The 18,249-nt window shown below is 48.4% G+C and carries 14 protein-coding genes and 2 rRNA genes; all 16 read right to left on the bottom strand.

Annotated features, from left to right (window positions below; all coding sequences use genetic code 11):
• Positions 1 to 39 precede the first annotated feature (39 nt).
• Positions 40 to 2,969, bottom strand: a 23S ribosomal RNA gene (locus tag NYE36_RS00495).
• A 175-nt stretch (positions 2,970 to 3,144) separates the two neighbouring features.
• Positions 3,145 to 4,694, bottom strand: a 16S ribosomal RNA gene (locus NYE36_RS00490).
• Together the 16S and 23S rRNA genes form the textbook arrangement of a ribosomal RNA operon.
• A 327-nt stretch (positions 4,695 to 5,021) precedes the next feature.
• Entirely contained in the window at positions 5,022 to 6,521 is a 1,500-nt protein-coding gene (lysS, locus tag NYE36_RS00485; protein ID WP_007409949.1) for a lysine--tRNA ligase, read from the bottom strand.
• A gap of 89 nt (positions 6,522 to 6,610) precedes the next feature.
• A complete protein-coding gene (gene dusB / locus NYE36_RS00480) occupies positions 6,611 to 7,612 on the bottom strand; it encodes a tRNA dihydrouridine synthase DusB (RefSeq protein ID WP_007409948.1) in 1,002 nt (333 codons plus the stop codon).
• A 21-nt stretch (positions 7,613 to 7,633) separates the two neighbouring features.
• Positions 7,634 to 7,843 carry a helix-turn-helix transcriptional regulator gene (locus tag NYE36_RS00475; protein WP_003150668.1) on the bottom strand — a complete coding sequence of 70 codons (210 nt, stop codon included), beginning with the start codon at positions 7,841 to 7,843 and terminating at the stop codon, positions 7,634 to 7,636.
• The gene (gene folK / locus NYE36_RS00470; RefSeq protein ID WP_007409947.1) at positions 7,795 to 8,298 is read right to left on the bottom strand and encodes a 2-amino-4-hydroxy-6-hydroxymethyldihydropteridine diphosphokinase; all 504 of its coding nucleotides are present in this window, start codon (positions 8,296 to 8,298) and stop codon (positions 7,795 to 7,797) included. Before folK ends, NYE36_RS00475 begins: the two co-directional genes overlap by 49 nt.
• The gene (folB, locus tag NYE36_RS00465; protein WP_003150671.1) at positions 8,295 to 8,657 is read right to left on the bottom strand and encodes a dihydroneopterin aldolase; all 363 of its coding nucleotides are present in this window, start codon (positions 8,655 to 8,657) and stop codon (positions 8,295 to 8,297) included. Before folB ends, folK begins: the two co-directional genes overlap by 4 nt.
• Complete coding sequence (gene folP, locus NYE36_RS00460) at positions 8,650 to 9,507, bottom strand: dihydropteroate synthase (RefSeq protein ID WP_007409946.1); 858 nt, start codon at positions 9,505 to 9,507, stop codon at positions 8,650 to 8,652. Before folP ends, folB begins: the two co-directional genes overlap by 8 nt.
• Complete coding sequence (gene pabC, locus NYE36_RS00455) at positions 9,488 to 10,372, bottom strand: aminodeoxychorismate lyase (RefSeq protein ID WP_094032136.1); 885 nt, start codon at positions 10,370 to 10,372, stop codon at positions 9,488 to 9,490. The genes folP and pabC overlap by 20 nt, the downstream gene beginning before the upstream one ends.
• Positions 10,369 to 10,956, bottom strand: coding sequence for an aminodeoxychorismate/anthranilate synthase component II (pabA, locus tag NYE36_RS00450; protein ID WP_007409944.1), 588 nt, complete (start codon positions 10,954 to 10,956; stop codon positions 10,369 to 10,371). The genes pabC and pabA overlap by 4 nt, the downstream gene beginning before the upstream one ends.
• Before the next feature lie 15 nt (positions 10,957 to 10,971).
• Positions 10,972 to 12,384, bottom strand: coding sequence for an aminodeoxychorismate synthase, component I (gene pabB / locus NYE36_RS00445; RefSeq protein WP_094032138.1), 1,413 nt, complete (start codon positions 12,382 to 12,384; stop codon positions 10,972 to 10,974).
• Positions 12,385 to 12,551: 167 nt separating this feature from the next.
• Positions 12,552 to 13,478, bottom strand: coding sequence for a cysteine synthase A (gene cysK, locus NYE36_RS00440; RefSeq protein WP_007615206.1), 927 nt, complete (start codon positions 13,476 to 13,478; stop codon positions 12,552 to 12,554).
• A 75-nt stretch (positions 13,479 to 13,553) separates the two neighbouring features.
• Entirely contained in the window at positions 13,554 to 14,444 is an 891-nt protein-coding gene (locus tag NYE36_RS00435) for a peptidyl-prolyl cis-trans isomerase (protein WP_094032135.1), read from the bottom strand.
• A gap of 45 nt (positions 14,445 to 14,489) precedes the next feature.
• Positions 14,490 to 15,365: an Hsp33 family molecular chaperone HslO gene (gene hslO / locus NYE36_RS00430; protein ID WP_004264606.1), complete on the bottom strand. Its 876-nt coding sequence runs from the start codon at positions 15,363 to 15,365 to the stop codon at positions 14,490 to 14,492.
• A gap of 10 nt (positions 15,366 to 15,375) precedes the next feature.
• Positions 15,376 to 16,152 carry a type III pantothenate kinase gene (locus NYE36_RS00425; RefSeq protein WP_007409940.1) on the bottom strand — a complete coding sequence of 259 codons (777 nt, stop codon included), beginning with the start codon at positions 16,150 to 16,152 and terminating at the stop codon, positions 15,376 to 15,378.
• A gap of 148 nt (positions 16,153 to 16,300) precedes the next feature.
• Positions 16,301 to 18,220 (bottom strand): ATP-dependent zinc metalloprotease FtsH, encoded by a 1,920-nt coding sequence (gene ftsH, locus NYE36_RS00420; protein ID WP_004264608.1) that lies wholly within the window; start codon positions 18,218 to 18,220, stop codon positions 16,301 to 16,303.
• Positions 18,221 to 18,249 lie beyond the last annotated feature (29 nt).

Below are 18,249 nucleotides of genomic sequence, written 5' to 3'. Positions count from 1 at the left end.
GTTCTCTCAAAACTAGATAACAGTAAGCATACATTCAAATTGGTTAAGTCCTCGATCGATTAGTATCTGTCAGCTCCATGTGTCGCCACACTTCCACCTCAGACCTATCAACCTGATCATCTTTCAGGGATCTTACTTCCTTGCGGAATGGGAAATCTCATCTTGAGGGGGGCTTCATGCTTAGATGCTTTCAGCACTTATCCCGTCCGCACATAGCTACCCAGCGATGCCCTTGGCAGAACAACTGGTACACCAGCGGTGCGTCCATCCCGGTCCTCTCGTACTAAGGACAGCTCCTCTCAAATTTCCTGCGCCCGCGACGGATAGGGACCGAACTGTCTCACGACGTTCTGAACCCAGCTCGCGTACCGCTTTAATGGGCGAACAGCCCAACCCTTGGGACCGACTACAGCCCCAGGATGCGATGAGCCGACATCGAGGTGCCAAACCTCCCCGTCGATGTGGACTCTTGGGGGAGATAAGCCTGTTATCCCCGGGGTAGCTTTTATCCGTTGAGCGATGGCCCTTCCATGCGGAACCACCGGATCACTAAGCCCGACTTTCGTCCCTGCTCGACTTGTAGGTCTCGCAGTCAAGCTCCCTTGTGCCTTTACACTCTGCGAATGATTTCCAACCATTCTGAGGGAACCTTTGGGCGCCTCCGTTACCTTTTAGGAGGCGACCGCCCCAGTCAAACTGCCCACCTGACACTGTCTCCCCGCCCGATAAGGGCGGCGGGTTAGAAGGTCAATACAGCCAGGGTAGTATCCCACCGATGCCTCCACCGAAGCTGGCGCTCCGGTTTCCAAGGCTCCTACCTATCCTGTACAAGCTGTACCAACATTCAATATCAGGCTGCAGTAAAGCTCCACGGGGTCTTTCCGTCCTGTCGCGGGTAACCTGCATCTTCACAGGTACTATAATTTCACCGAGTCTCTCGTTGAGACAGTGCCCAGATCGTTGCGCCTTTCGTGCGGGTCGGAACTTACCCGACAAGGAATTTCGCTACCTTAGGACCGTTATAGTTACGGCCGCCGTTTACTGGGGCTTCAATTCGCACCTTCGCTTACGCTAAGCGCTCCTCTTAACCTTCCAGCACCGGGCAGGCGTCAGCCCCTATACTTCGCCTTACGGCTTCGCAGAGACCTGTGTTTTTGCTAAACAGTCGCCTGGGCCTATTCACTGCGGCTCTCTCGGGCTTGCACCCTAACAGAGCACCCCTTCTCCCGAAGTTACGGGGTCATTTTGCCGAGTTCCTTAACGAGAGTTCTCTCGATCACCTTAGGATTCTCTCCTCGCCTACCTGTGTCGGTTTGCGGTACGGGCACCTCTCACCTCGCTAGAGGCTTTTCTTGGCAGTGTGGAATCAGGAACTTCGCTACTATAATTCGCTCGCCATCACAGCTCAGCCTTCACGGGAAACGGATTTGCCTATTTCCCAGCCTAACTGCTTGGACGCGGATATCCAATACCGCGCTTACCCTATCCTCCTGCGTCCCCCCATTGCTCAAATGGTGAGGAGGTGGTACAGGAATATCAACCTGTTATCCATCGCCTACGCCTTTCGGCCTCGGCTTAGGTCCCGACTAACCCTGAGCGGACGAGCCTTCCTCAGGAAACCTTAGGCATTCGGTGGAGGGGATTCTCACCCCTCTTTCGCTACTCATACCGGCATTCTCACTTCTAAGCGCTCCACAAGTCCTTCCGGTCTTGCTTCACAGCCCTTAGAACGCTCTCCTACCACTGTTCGAAGAACAGTCCGCAGCTTCGGTGATACGTTTAGCCCCGGTACATTTTCGGCGCAGAGTCACTCGACCAGTGAGCTATTACGCACTCTTTAAATGGTGGCTGCTTCTAAGCCAACATCCTGGTTGTCTAAGCAACTCCACATCCTTTTCCACTTAACGTATACTTTGGGACCTTAGCTGGCGGTCTGGGCTGTTTCCCTTTCGACTACGGATCTTATCACTCGCAGTCTGACTCCCAAGGATAAGTCATCGGCATTCGGAGTTTGACTGAATTCGGTAACCCGGTAGGGGCCCCTAGTCCAATCAGTGCTCTACCTCCGAGACTCTTACCTTGAGGCTAGCCCTAAAGCTATTTCGGAGAGAACCAGCTATCTCCAGGTTCGATTGGCATTTCACCCCTACCCACACCTCATCCCCGCACTTTTCAACGTGCGTGGGTTCGGGCCTCCATTCAGTGTTACCTGAACTTCACCCTGGACATGGGTAGATCACCTGGTTTCGGGTCTACGACCACGTACTCAATTCGCCCTATTCAGACTCGCTTTCGCTGCGGCTCCGCATCTTCTGCTTAACCTTGCACGGGATCGTAACTCGCCGGTTCATTCTACAAAAGGCACGCCATCACCCGTTAACGGGCTCTGACTACTTGTAGGCACACGGTTTCAGGATCTCTTTCACTCCCCTTCCGGGGTGCTTTTCACCTTTCCCTCACGGTACTGGTTCACTATCGGTCACTAGGGAGTATTTAGCCTTGGGAGATGGTCCTCCCGGATTCCGACGGAATTTCACGTGTTCCGCCGTACTCAGGATCCACTCAGGAGAGAACGAAGTTTTGACTACAGGGCTGTTACCTCCTATGGCGGGCCTTTCCAGACCTCTTCATCTACCTCGTTCCTTTGTAACTCCGTACAGAGTGTCCTACAACCCCAAGAGGCAAGCCTCTTGGTTTGGGCTGGTCCCGTTTCGCTCGCCGCTACTCAGGGAATCGCATTTGCTTTCTCTTCCTCCGGGTACTTAGATGTTTCAGTTCCCCGGGTCTGCCTTCTCATATCCTATGTATTCAGATATGGATACCACTCCATTACGAGTGGTGGGTTTCCCCATTCGGAAATCTCCGGATCAAAGCTTGCTTACAGCTCCCCGAAGCATATCGGTGTTCGTCCCGTCCTTCATCGGCTCCTAGTGCCAAGGCATCCACCGTGCGCCCTTTCTAACTTAACCGTTAAAAAGAATCACTACGTGATATCTTGCATTACTAATTGAATGTGAATTACTTCTGTTATCTAGTTTTCAAAGAACAACATCTCGAAGAATCGAATGATCCTTCAAAACTAAACAAGACAGGGAACGTTCTGTTTATAAGACCCAAGGTCTTATATTCCGTTAAAATCCTTAGAAAGGAGGTGATCCAGCCGCACCTTCCGATACGGCTACCTTGTTACGACTTCACCCCAATCATCTGTCCCACCTTCGGCGGCTGGCTCCATAAAGGTTACCTCACCGACTTCGGGTGTTACAAACTCTCGTGGTGTGACGGGCGGTGTGTACAAGGCCCGGGAACGTATTCACCGCGGCATGCTGATCCGCGATTACTAGCGATTCCAGCTTCACGCAGTCGAGTTGCAGACTGCGATCCGAACTGAGAACAGATTTGTGGGATTGGCTTAACCTCGCGGTTTCGCTGCCCTTTGTTCTGTCCATTGTAGCACGTGTGTAGCCCAGGTCATAAGGGGCATGATGATTTGACGTCATCCCCACCTTCCTCCGGTTTGTCACCGGCAGTCACCTTAGAGTGCCCAACTGAATGCTGGCAACTAAGATCAAGGGTTGCGCTCGTTGCGGGACTTAACCCAACATCTCACGACACGAGCTGACGACAACCATGCACCACCTGTCACTCTGCCCCCGAAGGGGACGTCCTATCTCTAGGATTGTCAGAGGATGTCAAGACCTGGTAAGGTTCTTCGCGTTGCTTCGAATTAAACCACATGCTCCACCGCTTGTGCGGGCCCCCGTCAATTCCTTTGAGTTTCAGTCTTGCGACCGTACTCCCCAGGCGGAGTGCTTAATGCGTTAGCTGCAGCACTAAGGGGCGGAAACCCCCTAACACTTAGCACTCATCGTTTACGGCGTGGACTACCAGGGTATCTAATCCTGTTCGCTCCCCACGCTTTCGCTCCTCAGCGTCAGTTACAGACCAGAGAGTCGCCTTCGCCACTGGTGTTCCTCCACATCTCTACGCATTTCACCGCTACACGTGGAATTCCACTCTCCTCTTCTGCACTCAAGTTCCCCAGTTTCCAATGACCCTCCCCGGTTGAGCCGGGGGCTTTCACATCAGACTTAAGAAACCGCCTGCGAGCCCTTTACGCCCAATAATTCCGGACAACGCTTGCCACCTACGTATTACCGCGGCTGCTGGCACGTAGTTAGCCGTGGCTTTCTGGTTAGGTACCGTCAAGGTGCCGCCCTATTTGAACGGCACTTGTTCTTCCCTAACAACAGAGCTTTACGATCCGAAAACCTTCATCACTCACGCGGCGTTGCTCCGTCAGACTTTCGTCCATTGCGGAAGATTCCCTACTGCTGCCTCCCGTAGGAGTCTGGGCCGTGTCTCAGTCCCAGTGTGGCCGATCACCCTCTCAGGTCGGCTACGCATCGTCGCCTTGGTGAGCCGTTACCTCACCAACTAGCTAATGCGCCGCGGGTCCATCTGTAAGTGGTAGCCGAAGCCACCTTTTATGTCTGAACCATGCGGTTCAGACAACCATCCGGTATTAGCCCCGGTTTCCCGGAGTTATCCCAGTCTTACAGGCAGGTTACCCACGTGTTACTCACCCGTCCGCCGCTAACATCAGGGAGCAAGCTCCCATCTGTCCGCTCGACTTGCATGTATTAGGCACGCCGCCAGCGTTCGTCCTGAGCCAGGATCAAACTCTCCGATAAAGTAGTTTGACTGACTACGCACATCGCTGTGCGATTTATTTAAAACTTTGAATTAACAGGTACGTTTTGTCTTGTTTAGTTTTCAAAGATCATTTTGTCTTTCGTTCAAGCGACTTTATTATTATATCTTATCATTCTCTTGAAGTCAACAACTTTTTAAATTTCTTTTTTCGTCAGCGCCTTGTTTAGCGGCAACGAATAATAATATACCACCTCACAAATAATAGTGCAATAGTTTTTTAAAAGAAAATCAAAAAAGTTTTACGAGCGGCTTGTTTCTAAAAAAGCGCCGTACTGCGATAAGCAGAAACGGCGCCTTCCCTTTTATTAGCGTTGTCTCATTTGAGGGAATAATAAAACGTCTCTGATAGACGGAGCATTTGTTAACAGCATGACAAGGCGGTCGATACCGATACCCAATCCCCCGGTCGGCGGCATGCCGTATTCAAGAGCTTCAACGAAGTCTTCATCCATCATATGCGCTTCATCGTTTCCTTCTTCTCTTTCTTTTAACTGCGCTTCAAAGCGTTCCCTCTGGTCAATAGGGTCATTCAGCTCCGTAAACGCATTAGCGTGCTCACGGCCGACGATAAACAGCTCAAAACGGTCTGTAAAGCGAGGGTCCTCCGGATTTTTCTTAGCAAGAGGAGAAATCTCTACAGGGTGGCCGTAAATAAATGTAGGCTGAATGAGTGTTTCTTCAATTTTTTGTTCGAAGAATTCATTGATGATATGACCCACCGTCATTGAGTTTGTGATCTCGATACCATGCTCTTTTGCATGACCGCGCGCTTCTTCAACAGTCATCTCATTCCAGAAATCTACACCTGTCGCTTCTTTGACCGCATCTACCATGTGGAGTCGTTTCCACTCAGGTTTCAGATCAATCTGCTCTTCGCCGTACTGGATTGTGGTGCTTCCAAGCACTTCCTGCGCAATATGTGCAACGAGGTTTTCCGTAAGGCTCATAATATCTTTATAATCGGCGTACGCTTCATACAGCTCGATCATCGTGAATTCAGGGTTGTGGCGTGTAGAAACACCTTCGTTACGGAACACGCGGCCGATTTCGTAGACTTTTTCCAATCCGCCGACAATCAGGCGTTTCAGGTGCAGTTCAATCGCAATACGCATATAAAGAGGCATGTCGAGTGCGTTATGGTGCGTGATGAACGGGCGTGCAGACGCTCCTCCCGGTATGCTGTGCATCGTAGGTGTTTCAACTTCTAAGTATCCATGGTCATCTAAGTATCTTCTCATCGCTTGGATGATTTTGCTGCGTGTGATAAACGTTTGTTTGCTGTCAGGGTTTACGATGAGATCGAGATAGCGCTGGCGGTAACGCTGTTCAACGTCTTTTAACCCATGATATTTATCAGGAAGAGGACGCAGTGCTTTTGTCAGCAGTTCAAAAGATGTCGCTTTGACAGAAAGCTCGCCTACGTTTGTTTTGAAAACTTTCCCCGTGATGCCGATAACGTCTCCGAGGTCTGAAGATTTAAAGATTTCATATTGTTCTTCGCCGACACTGTCTTTTCTTACGTAAATTTGAATTTGACCTTCTAAGTCCTGCAGATGCGCAAAGCCGGCTTTCCCTTTTCCGCGCTTTGTCATCATACGGCCTGCAATGGTCACTTCGACCGCTTTTTCTTCCAGTTCTTCTTTAGAAAGCTCCTGGTAGGCGTCAATGATCTGTTGAGATTGATGCGTTCTCTCGAAACGTTCACCGAAAGGGTCAATGCCGTTTTCTCTCAGCTGGTTCATTTTATCTCGTCTGACTTGCAGCTGGTCGTTCAATTCCTCATGATTTTGCTCTTCTTGACTCATTGGTATCACTCCGTTACATTTTGATTTCACGAAAAAGCAGAAAAACTGCCAGCGGTAAGCTGGCAGTGAGCAGCAATAGAGGGTGTATATTAACCTACTTTTGCATCTTGAAGCTCTTTTGCCTCTGCTTCGGCGGTAAATGCATCTAAAAGCTGCACAACTTCTTCACGCGTCTCACATTGGTTAATTTCGTTGCGTACATTCGCATTGCCTCTGACACCTTTCAGATACCAGGCAGCGTGTTTTCTCATTTCTCTGACTGCCACATTTTCGCCTTTTAACTTAATCAGGCGGTCTAAGTGCAGTTTGCATACCGACATTTTTTCACGGACTTTCGGTTCGTCTTTTAACTCGCCGGTTTCAAGGTAGTGCACCGTACGGTAAATCATCCACGGGTTGCCGAGTGCGGCCCGGCCGATCATGACGCCGTCAACTCCTGTTTCCTCAAGCATGCGTTTCGCGTCCTGAGGCGTTTTGACATCACCGTTTCCGATGACGGGAATGGAGACGGATTGCTTCACTTCTTTAATGATATCCCAGTTCGCAGTGCCTTCATACATTTGCACTCTTGTGCGGCCGTGCAGGGCAACGGCTTTTCCGCCGGCACGTTCAACGGCTTGGGCATTTTTCACCGCATAAATGTGCTCTTCATCCCAACCCATTCTCATCTTCACTGTAACCGGCTTATCAACAGCATCTACTACTGCGGATACCATTTCATAAATCTTATCAGGGTCGAGAAGCCATTTGGCGCCCGCGTCACATTTTGTAATCTTGGGTACGGGACATCCCATGTTAATATCAATAATATCAGCAGTCGTGTTTTGATCTACAAACTTCGCCGCTTCCACAAGGGTTTCCTTTTTCCCTCCAAAAATCTGAAGGCTGAGCGGTTTTTCACGTTCATCAATGTAAAGCATCCCCATTGTTCTTGCGTTGTTGTAAAGAATCGCTTTGTCACTGACCATTTCAGCGCATACCAATCCGGCTCCGAATTCCTTTACAGTCAATCTGAACGCTGAGTTGCAGACACCGGCCATAGGGGCAAGCACAACCCGGTTTTTCAATTGAATATCACCGATTTTAAACATTTTTCCCCTCCTTTCATTTGTCTATTTTTCAGGCGGGGCCAATTCGTCCGCACTTATATTTAAAACATCTGCCGCATCTTGAATGATGGCATCTGACGGCAATCGGTTTCCGCGTTCAATTTCACCGACAATAGAAACTGATATACCTAATGCTTTTGCAAATCCTTCTTGAGTATAACCTTTCAGCTTTCTGAATGCACGAATTCGCCTACCCCAGATTTCTGCTTCCATACTCTTACACCTTCTTGGTTTGTTTCAGCGCTTATCGTGATATGATCCGCCTGCGGGCATATTTCTTTTAACGGCGCAAGGACAAATAAGCGCTCATACATTCTCGGATGCGGAACAATCAGCCGCTCTGTTTCAATATTTTCACGATTATACAGCAAAATGTCAAGGTCTGCCGTCCGCGGTCCCCAGCGAATCTCTCTCGTTCTGCCTAATTCAGCTTCAATGCTCTGCGTTACATCAAGAAGTTCAAAAGGAGATAACGACGTTTTCACTTCAACCGCCATATTGAGAAACTGATCTTGATCCTCATAGCCGACGGGATCTGTTTCATATATGGAGGACACCTTTGACACCGTCACGCCATGATGCCGGCTGAGCATGGCCACTGCCTGACGCAAATAATGTTCACGGTCGCCCATATTGGAACCGAGGCCGATATATGCCGTATTGTTCATGATTTCTTTCTCGTCATTTCTATGGCTACTGATTTATAATGGCCGGGAATCGGCGGGTCAGGCTTAACAACCTTTACCGTACATTGCTGCACCGGCTCAAATTTCTCAAGGACGGTGTCTGCGATCCGTTCCGCAAGGGTCTCGACCAAATTAACGGGCTCGCCCTCAACGATGCCGCGGCAGACACTGTACAATTCCGCATAGTTAATGGTATAAGAAAGGTCATCCGTTTTTCCCGCTTTGCTCAAATCCAGTTCGGCAGTCAGGTCTACTTTGAAGCGCTGGCCGAGTTTGTTTTCTTCTTCGAACACGCCGTGATATCCGTAAAACTCCATACCTTCCACATATACTTTATCCATAATGCACGCCTCCTTTGTTCAACATAGCATCCATCATCTTCGTCATTCTTGCGATCTCTTTGACATCGTGCACCCTCACAATGTCGCAGCCTTTTTGGACGCCAAGGCATACTGTCGCTCCCGTGCCCTCGGCACGTTCTTCAGGGGGAAGGTCAAGCACACGGCCGATGAACCTTTTTCTCGATGTCGCCAGGAGCAGCGGATAACCTAACCCGCTGAACACCTCCAGCTTGTTCATGACAGCCAGATTGTCCTCATAGTTTTTCGCAAAGCCGATCCCCGGATCCAGAATCATGTTTTCATCTGTGACGCCGGCTTCTGCGGCAATTTTTACGCTTTCCATCAAGTCTGCAAGCATATCAGGAATAAGATCGTTGTAGTTTCTTTCCATGCGATTATGCATTAAGATAATCGGAACCCCGTGTGCGGCGGCTACTGACGCCATGTCAGGGTCACCTTTCGCCCCCCAGATGTCATTAAGGATAGAGGCTCCCGCCTTGACCGCTTCGTCTGCCACGGACGCTTTGTACGTATCGATTGAAAGCGGAATGTCCAGCTCGCTTGTGATCCGCTCTATGACTGGGATGACTCGTGACATTTCCTCATCAGCCGACACGAGTGATGCGCCGGGTCTTGTCGATTCGCCGCCGATATCTATGATATGCGCCCCTTCTTCAGCCATCTTCGCCGCATGCAGAAGCGCCCTTTCCGTACTGTCGTATTTACCGCCGTCAGAGAAGGAGTCTGGCGTTACATTTAATATCCCCATAACGAGCGTCTTCTCTTTATAGGACAGAGCGCCTTTTTTTGTATGAATCAGTTTAGGCTGTTCAATTGTTTGCTGCGCCATTTTGTTCCTCCTCCTGTACATTCGTTTTGTTTATTTCCTGCTGATACTGCTTACGGAGCAATTGCACCGTTTTTCCGCTCACTCTGGGCAGCGGCACTTCCTCTATTTTAGAAAACGGGATGATTTCAAGCACGGAGTTTGTCAACCATGCTTCATCCGCTTCAAGCATTGATTGAAAACGGAATCGGCCTTCGGTGACTTCTGTCCCCTGCCGTTTCAATTCATCAATGACAAACTGTCTCGTTACACCATCGAGAATTCCCGTATCCAAGGATGGCGTAAAGACCTTGTCTCCTTTTCGCCAAAACACGTTGGAGACAATGCCTTCCGCGACATCTCCTTCTCCGGTCAGGAAAATGCCTTCAAGATTGGGATCATTCCCGATCTCCCGTTTAGCATACATGTTGTTTAAATAGTGATGGGATTTTAACCGAAAAGTTCCTTCAGGCGTATTTCTCCTGATAGAGAGAAGCCTGCCTTCTTTTTGAACAGGCAGAGTTTCCGGATTGAGCCGGTTGACGAAACAAAGGACGGTCGGCTTTTCATAAGTCTGCGCGGCAAATCCCTTATCGCTGACGCCTGCCGAGATGTTAAGCCGGACACGCGCGCTGCCGTCCTTGATGTCATTGAGGAGCAACAGTCTCCGGAGCATATCAAGCAGCTCCTGTTTGTTCACCTCATATGCAATCTGCAGATCCCGAAGCGCCCTGTTGAGCCTGGCGACATGCGCATCCGGCAGAAACGGCCGGCCGCTGTAAAGCCTGAACGTCTCGAACGCGCCGATCCCGTACAGATAACCATGGTCAAAAGGAGAAAGCGCCGCTTCTTTCTCCTCTATATATTGACCATTCAAATATATAATCACACCGTCACTTCCTTTTTGCGGTGTGTCTCTATAAAGTTTCTGAGCATCTCTTTGCCGAAGGAGGTCATGATGGATTCCGGATGGAACTGAACACCTTCAACAGGCAGCTCATTATGGCGGATTGCCATAATTTCTCCTTCTTTGGTTTGAGCGGATACCGTAAAACAATCCGGCAGCGTGTCCGCTTTGACAATAAGTGAATGGTACCGGGTGGCGACAAGCGGATTTTGCAGGCCTTTAAAAATCGTCTGTCCGTCATGCATAACTTCTGACGTTTTGCCGTGCATGAGCCGCTCCGCTCTGACGACGTCGCCGCCGAATACTTGCGCAATCGACTGATGTCCGAGACATACGCCGAAAATAGGAATACTGCCGGCAAAATGTTTGATCGCTTCGAGGCTGATCCCCGCTTCATCAGGACTGCACGGCCCGGGTGAAATCATTAAGAAGTCCGGACCCAGCTCTTCAATCTGCTCAATCGTAATCTCGTCATTCCGTCTGACGATCAGTTCCTCCCCGAGTTCACCCAAATATTGAACCAAGTTGTACGTAAATGAATCATAATTGTCAATCATTAAAATCATCTCTGCTCACCTCGTCTAATTTTTTGTCTCTTCTTCGCTCAGCTCTAACGCCTTTTTCATCGCAAAAGCTTTTTTGAACGATTCCTTGTATTCATGCTTCGGAACCGAATCAATGACTACTCCTGCTCCGGACTGCATGAAAGCATGTCCGCCGGCTGCATAGATCGTCCGGATCACAATGTTAAACTGCAAATCTCCGTTGAATCCGAACCAGCCTATAGATCCAGTATAAAGCCCCCGTCTTGTCGGCTCAAGCTCTTCTATAATTTCCATCGTTCTCACTTTGGGCGCTCCCGTGATGGTGCCCCCCGGGAACACTGCATGAATAATGTCTGTCGCGTCATATCCGTCCTGCAGCTCTCCCTGTACGTTTGACACGATATGCATGACGTGGGAATACTTTTCGATCGCCATAAATTCGTTAACCCGCACGGAGCCGTAGCGCGATACGCGCCCGAGGTCATTGCGCTCAAGATCAACAAGCATGACGTGTTCCGCACGTTCTTTTTCGTTGTGAATTAATTCATCAGCCAAAGCCTTGTCTTCAGCATCGTCTTTTCCTCTTGAACGCGTACCCGCGATGGGTCTCGTTTCAAGCTTCTTCCCCTTCTTTGTCACCAATAGCTCCGGCGACCCGCATATCACTTGAAACCCCGGTGTCTCGAGATAGGCCATGTAAGGAGACGGATTGACGTTTCTCAAGTGTTTATACACCTCATACGGGTGAACGGATAAGGACTGAGACTGCCTGATGGACAAATTAACCTGGAACACATCGCCGCTCGCGATATATTGTTTAATTTGTTCTACAGCCTGTGAAAATCCTTCTTCAGTGAACGGAGCGGCGTACGATCCGTCCCCATTCCGATTCAGCGGTGAAAAAGGCTCGTCCGCCGTTTGGAGGGAACACCACATGTCCTCTAAGCGGGACAGCTTTTCTTCCGCAGGATCCGCTTCTTCCGCTTCAGTATGGGTAATGAGCCATAACGCCTCTTCCTCATGGTCATAAACGGCCACATCATCAAAAACAAGAAAGTAAATATCAGGTGTTTCCAGATCATCTAACGACAGCATCTTAAAATTCTCAATATATCGGGCGTAGTCGTAACTGATAAAACCAATCGCACCGCCCTGAAAGTCCGGAAACTCAACGTTTGTTTCCGTTCCGAGCGTTCCAAACCATTCATGAAAGGCCCGCAGCGGGTCACCTTCTTTAAACAGTGTTTCCCCCTCATGCTTGATCGTTGTAATTCCGTCTTTCCCTCTGACGGACGCAATCGGATCTAGACCGGCTATACTGAATCTTCCCCCTCTCGCGCTTTCGAGCAGAACATGCCGTTTTCTCGATTTCGAAAGGTTTTCATATCGCTGTAAAAATGCTTGTTTCGTAAAAGGTATTTTTCTTCCTGCCGGTCTGCGTTGTGCCATCATATCAATCCTCTGCTTCGTTTTACTGTAGTTTTATTTTAAAGCAATCACACTGGTGAAAAAAGTGAATTTCACTTCCAACCATAAAATTCGAAACGTTTTTTGGATTTTCGATGCTTCAGGCACAAAAAAACTCCCGGATACAGCCGGGAGCCGTGTATATGTCTCTATTCAAACTGATAAAGCGGTGTGCTTAAGTAACGTTCCCCGTTACTAGGGATGATCGCAAGCACTTTCTTGCCTTTCCCCAGTTTTTTCGCGATTTCCAGTGCCGCGTAAATGGCCGCTCCGGAAGAAATGCCGCCGAGAATCCCTTCTTCTTTTGCCGTTTTACGGGCATATTCAAATGCATCCTCGTTTTTGACGGGAATGATCTGATCATAGATGTCCGTATTCAATGTTTCAGGGACAAATCCCGCTCCGATACCCTGAATTTTATGCGGGCCCGGTTTTCCGCCGGAAAGAACCGGAGAATCCGCCGGCTCTACCGCATAGATTTTGATGGATGGATATGCTTCTTTCAGCACTTCGCCCGCTCCCGTGATGGTTCCGCCGGTACCGATTCCGGCCACGAACGCATCAAGCTGGTCGTCACCAAACTGTTCTACGATTTCTTTCCCTGTCGTTTGGCGGTGAATTTCCGGGTTTGCCGCATTGTTGAATTGCTGAGGCACAAAGTATCCGTGTTCCTCGGCAAGTTCTTCCGCCTTTTTAATGGCGCCCTTCATTCCTTCTGCGCCGGGAGTCAGCACAAGCTCCGCTCCGTATGCGCGCAGCAGATTGCGTCGCTCCATACTCATCGTATCAGGCATAACGAGAATGGCTCTGAGACCTTTAGCCGCTGCCACCATCGCAAGACCGATCCCTGTATTTCCGCTTGTCGGTTCAATGATTGTGTCGCCGGCTTTTAATTTTCCTTCTTTTTCAGCCGCTTCAATCATCGCCACTCCGATACGGTCTTTTACGCTGCTGCCCGGATTCATGTATTCAAGCTTCAGATATACATCTGCACTGTTTTCATCCGTCAGGCGATTCAATTTCACAATAGGAGTATTTCCGATTAGTTCAGTAATAGAATTTGCAATACGCACCATGTTGGACACCTCAATTTCCGACTAAATTTATTGGTATTATAAATATAAGTTATCAATTTCAAAATTTTTTGTCAATCATTTAGTTCTTTTTTCCCCGTAGAACCAAGAGACCCCCGCCTCTTTCCACAGCGTTTTGACTGTCGCCTTGTCACCTAATTGATCCATCGCGATCTGGCGTCTGATTTGGCTCTTCACTTCATTGTATGAGAAAGTTCTCGATTTAAGCTTTTCTTTCAGCTGAATGACGGCGTATCCTGAAGAAACTTTAATCGGTTCAGCGGACCATTCATCTTCTTTAAGACTTTTAGCTTCTGTGATATATGCGTGCGGGATATTTTCCTGGTTTTCTGTCACAAAGCCGAGGTCTCCGCCATACTGAGACGTATATCTGTCCGTGGAACGTTCAGCGGCGACGGCTTCAAAACTGGAACCGCCTTTCAAATCAGCAAGCACCCTGTCCGCCTCATCTTTGTTTTTGACGACAATGTGCCGGATTCTGTAGGAATCATCGAAATGGTACAATTCTTTATTTTTATTATAAAATGATTGCATTTCCTTATCCGATATATCGATGTCCTTCGTCAGCAGTTCTTCAAGAAGAATGTTGTAGCGGATCTGGTCTCTCCATTCTTTTTCGGTAATATGGCTGTCTTCATAAAATGAATTATCTACCGCTTTGATTAAAAGAAACTCCCGCTCCAATTCGCTGTTTGAAACTGTAAGTTTATTCTTTTTCGCAAGCTCTTCCACTACTTCTGCATTAATCATGTCTTCCAGAGTTGATTTTCCGTACTGGTCTTCCATCTTTTTCATCCAGTCTTGCCGTGTGATATGTTTATCACCGATTGTCGCGATGGATTCTTCAGATGACCCCGCGGCTTGGGATTTTGTTAACTTATACGCCACTGTCACACTGCATACTAACAGCACCGCTACAATAATCGTCAAAAGTGTTCTCGATTTCAAAATCTACCCCATCCCTTTTATAAAATAGAACAACCCGCTAAAGAGCTAGCGGGTTGTTTCGTCACGAAGCTCTTCCAGTTCTTCTTTTGTAAATAAATATTTCTCATTACAAAAATGGCAAACCGCTTCGGCTTTTCCGTCTTCTTCTATCATATCTTGTATTTCTTTTTTGCCTAGTCCTAAAATGGCCGTTTCGAATCGATCTTTTGAACAAGAACAGTGAAATTTGACCGGCATTGTTTCGAGAACGTCCGGTTTTTGACCCAGAACTTCTTCTAAGATTTCTTCCGGTGTCAGGCCTTTTTGAATCAATTTTGAAATCGGTTCGATTTGAGATAATTGCTTTTCAATTGTTGAAATGGTTTCTTCATCAGTCCCCGGAAGAAGCTGAATGATGAATCCGCCCGCAGCGAGAATCGTGTTATCAGGATTCACTAGAACACCTACGCCGACAGATGAAGGGACTTGTTCAGAAGAAACAAGGTAATACGTGAAGTCATCACCGAGTTCACCCGAGACAATCTCTACTTGTCCCGTAAAATAATCACGCAAGCCCAAATCTTTTACGACACTGAGTGTTCCGTCAGTTCCGACCGCCCGTCTGACATCCAGTTTCCCTTGTTCATTGAGGTCAAAATGAACGTGCGGGTTTGATACGTATGCTCTTACCTCACCCTTTGCGTTCGCATCTGCGACAATGGCTCCGATCGGGCCGCCGCCTTCTATTTTGACTGTCAGCTTATCTTCACCCTTAAGCATCGCTCCGAGCATCAGAGAAGCTGTCATCGTCCGGCCGATTGCGGCTGATGCCGTCGGCCATGTGTCATGCCTTCTTTGCGCTTCGTTAACCATATCTGTCGTTCTGGCTGCATAAGCCCGCACTTTACCGTCATATGCAATTGCTTTAATTAAATAATCCATCGTTTACCTCCTATACGTGACCCACGCGATTTCGCTCATAAATGATTTCCAGCCCTTTCAGAGTGAGAAACGGGTCAACAATATCAATACAGTCTGATTCGTTTGCGATTAATGACGCAAGCCCGCCTGTCGCAATGACTTTCGGTTCCTGTGTTGCCTGCCATTTCATCCGCTTCACTATACCTTCAACTTGTCCGACATAGCCGAAAAGGATGCCGGACTGCATAGCGCTTACCGTGTTTTTGCCGATGATATTGTCCGGACGGGCAATTTCAATTCTTGGAAGCTTCGCCGCACGTGAGTACAGCGCTTCCGTCGAAATCGTAATGCCGGGAGCAATCGCGCCGCCCATGTATTGTTTGTTTTCATCAATGTAGCAATACGTCGTCGCCGTTCCGAAATCCACAACAATTAAGGGGCCTCCATACTGCTGGATCGCCGCAACGGCATTGACGATCCTGTCAGCTCCCACTTCTTTCGGATTGTCATACTTTATATTTAAACCTGTTTTCATTCCCGGGCCGACAACTTGCGGCTCGATGTGAAAGTATTTTGTGCACATTCTTTCTAAAGAAAACATAATCGGCGGCACCACGGATGAGATGATAATCCCTTCAATCTGTTCAAACATGAGTCCGGAATGTTCAAATAAGGAGCGGAGCAGCATGCCGAATTCGTCTTCTGTTTTGTGCCTGCTCGTTTCTATGCGCCAATGATATTCTAATTCCCCATCATGATATACACCAATCACGGTGTTGGTGTTCCCCACATCTATAACCAGTAACAACCTCTATCACCACTTTTGAATAGTTTCTAATCATAACATTTTCAACATTCTACAATACCATACACGATCTGCGGCTCTTTTGTAAACAAAACGAAACCAGTAAAAAAACCGCCGGTATACGCCGGCGGTTTTCATATCAGAAAGCGAACTATTCTTTCGGCTCGTCTTTCTTTTCGTCTTCTGTTTTAGACAGGATGTTTACTTTCACATCGTCTTTTTGAAGATGGTCATCTGAGAAATTGCGCTCAGGGAGTTTTCCGTGATCCACAAGATGCTTGATTTGTTCCGCATCTAATGTTTCCACATCAAGCAATGTCTGAGCAATCAATTCAAGCTTATCGCGATTTTCAGTCAGGATGGTTTTCGCACGCTCATAACATTCTTTAATGATGCGCTGAATTTCCTGATCGATTTCGTAAGCGATCTGATCACTGTAGTTTTGCTCGTTGTTGAAATCCCGGCCCAGGAATACTTGACCGCCTTGAGATTGACCGAACTGAAGCGGTCCGAGTTTTTCAGACATACCGAACTCTGTCACCATTCTTCTGGCAATGTTCGTTGCCCGCTGGAAGTCATTGTGAGCGCCCGTGCTGACTTCGCCGAAGATAATTTCCTCGGCAACGCGTCCGCCCAGAAGACCGACAATTTTATCGAGAAGTTCAGGTTTTGTCTGGAAGTAACGGTCTTCTCTCGGAAGCATGACCGCGTATCCGCCAGCCTGCCCCCTCGGAACGATCGTTACTTTATGAACCATATCGGCTTCATCCAGCACAAGTCCGATAACGGTGTGACCGCCCTCATGGTACGCCACGATATTGCGTTCTTTTTTCGATATGACGCGGCTCTTCTTCGCAGGACCCGCAATGACACGGTCCGTTGCTTCATCAATGTCGCGCATATCAATTTTCTTCTTGTTTTGACGGGCAGCAACGAGTGCCGCTTCGTTAAGAAGGTTTTCTAAATCGGCGCCTGAGAAACCGGGTGTTCTTGAAGCGATTGCTTTTAAGTTCACCGTTTCATCAAGCGGTTTGTTTCTCGCATGCACCTGTAATACGGCTTCACGGCCGATGACATCCGGACGGTCTACCGTAATCTGACGGTCAAAACGTCCCGGACGGAGCAATGCAGGGTCAAGAATGTCCGCACGGTTTGTCGCAGCGATAATAATGATTCCTTCATTCGCACTGAAACCGTCCATCTCAACAAGCAGCTGGTTCAGCGTCTGTTCGCGTTCATCATGCCCGCCGCCAAGACCTGCGCCGCGCTGACGTCCCACCGCGTCGATCTCATCAATGAAGATCAGACAAGGTGCATTCTTTTTCGCATTTTCGAATAAATCACGCACACGGGAAGCACCGACACCGACAAACATTTCAACGAAGTCAGATCCGCTGATGCTGAAGAAAGGAACGCCCGCTTCACCGGCTGAGGCTCTCGCAAGCAGCGTCTTACCGGTTCCCGGAGGTCCGACTAACAGCACGCCTTTAGGGATTCTGGCGCCAAGCTCGGCAAATTTGCGAGGATCTTTCAGAAACTCAACAACCTCAACAAGCTCCTGCTTCTCCTCATCCGCGCCGGCTACATCTTTAAACTTCACGCGTTTCTTTTCTTCCGTATACAGCTTCGCTTTGCTCTTTCCGAAGTTCATGACACGGCTGCCGCCGCCCTGAGCCTGATTGAGCAGGAAGAAAAACAGAATAAAGATGATGACAAACGGAATGATCGTCGTTAAGAACGTCACCCACCCGCTTGTTTCCTGTGCGGGATCAACTTTTACGTCCGTCTTTTTAATTGCGTCAAATATCTGGTCTGCTCCTTTTCCTTCAGGAACATGTGTTAAAAAGTACTGGTCTTTGTCGTATTTTTTCAGCTGTCCTTTTACCTCATAAACACCTCTGACAGGCTGAACCGATACGCTATCAACTTTCCCCTCATCAAGGTTCTTGATAAACGTACTGTACGACATATTTTCTGTTTTCGGGTTTGAAGTCTGGAAGTAACTCACAACCCCGATTACTACTAATAAAATAAGTAAATAAAAAATGGTATTACGGAAGACCCGATTCATTCCTTACCTCCTCCCACAGTAAGCACAAC

The organism is Bacillus sp. FSL R5-0593 (assembly GCF_038603755.1).
GTDB lineage: Bacteria > Bacillota > Bacilli > Bacillales > Bacillaceae > Bacillus > Bacillus velezensis.
Note: the sequence above shows the minus strand (reverse complement) of the source record. Positions and strands in the feature narration are given on the sequence as shown.

Bases quoted from the DNA above. Each gene is read 5' to 3' on its own strand.
- lysS (WP_007409949.1), bottom strand. From the start codon at position 6,521: ATGAGTCAAGAAGAGCAAAATCATGAGGAATTGAACGACCAGCTGCAA.
- dusB (WP_007409948.1), bottom strand. From the start codon at position 7,612: ATGTTTAAAATCGGTGATATTCAATTGAAAAACCGGGTTGTGCTTGCC.
- NYE36_RS00475 (WP_003150668.1), bottom strand. From the start codon at position 7,843: ATGGAAGCAGAAATCTGGGGTAGGCGAATTCGTGCATTCAGAAAGCTG.
- folK (WP_007409947.1), bottom strand. From the start codon at position 8,298: ATGAACAATACGGCATATATCGGCCTCGGTTCCAATATGGGCGACCGT.
- folB (WP_003150671.1), bottom strand. From the start codon at position 8,657: ATGGATAAAGTATATGTGGAAGGTATGGAGTTTTACGGATATCACGGC.
- folP (WP_007409946.1), bottom strand. From the start codon at position 9,507: ATGGCGCAGCAAACAATTGAACAGCCTAAACTGATTCATACAAAAAAA.
- pabA (WP_007409944.1), bottom strand. From the start codon at position 10,956: ATGATTTTAATGATTGACAATTATGATTCATTTACGTACAACTTGGTT.
- pabB (WP_094032138.1), bottom strand. From the start codon at position 12,384: ATGGCACAACGCAGACCGGCAGGAAGAAAAATACCTTTTACGAAACAA.
- cysK (WP_007615206.1), bottom strand. From the start codon at position 13,478: ATGGTGCGTATTGCAAATTCTATTACTGAACTAATCGGAAATACTCCT.
- hslO (WP_004264606.1), bottom strand. From the start codon at position 15,365: ATGGATTATTTAATTAAAGCAATTGCATATGACGGTAAAGTGCGGGCT.
- ftsH (WP_004264608.1), bottom strand. From the start codon at position 18,220: ATGAATCGGGTCTTCCGTAATACCATTTTTTATTTACTTATTTTATTA.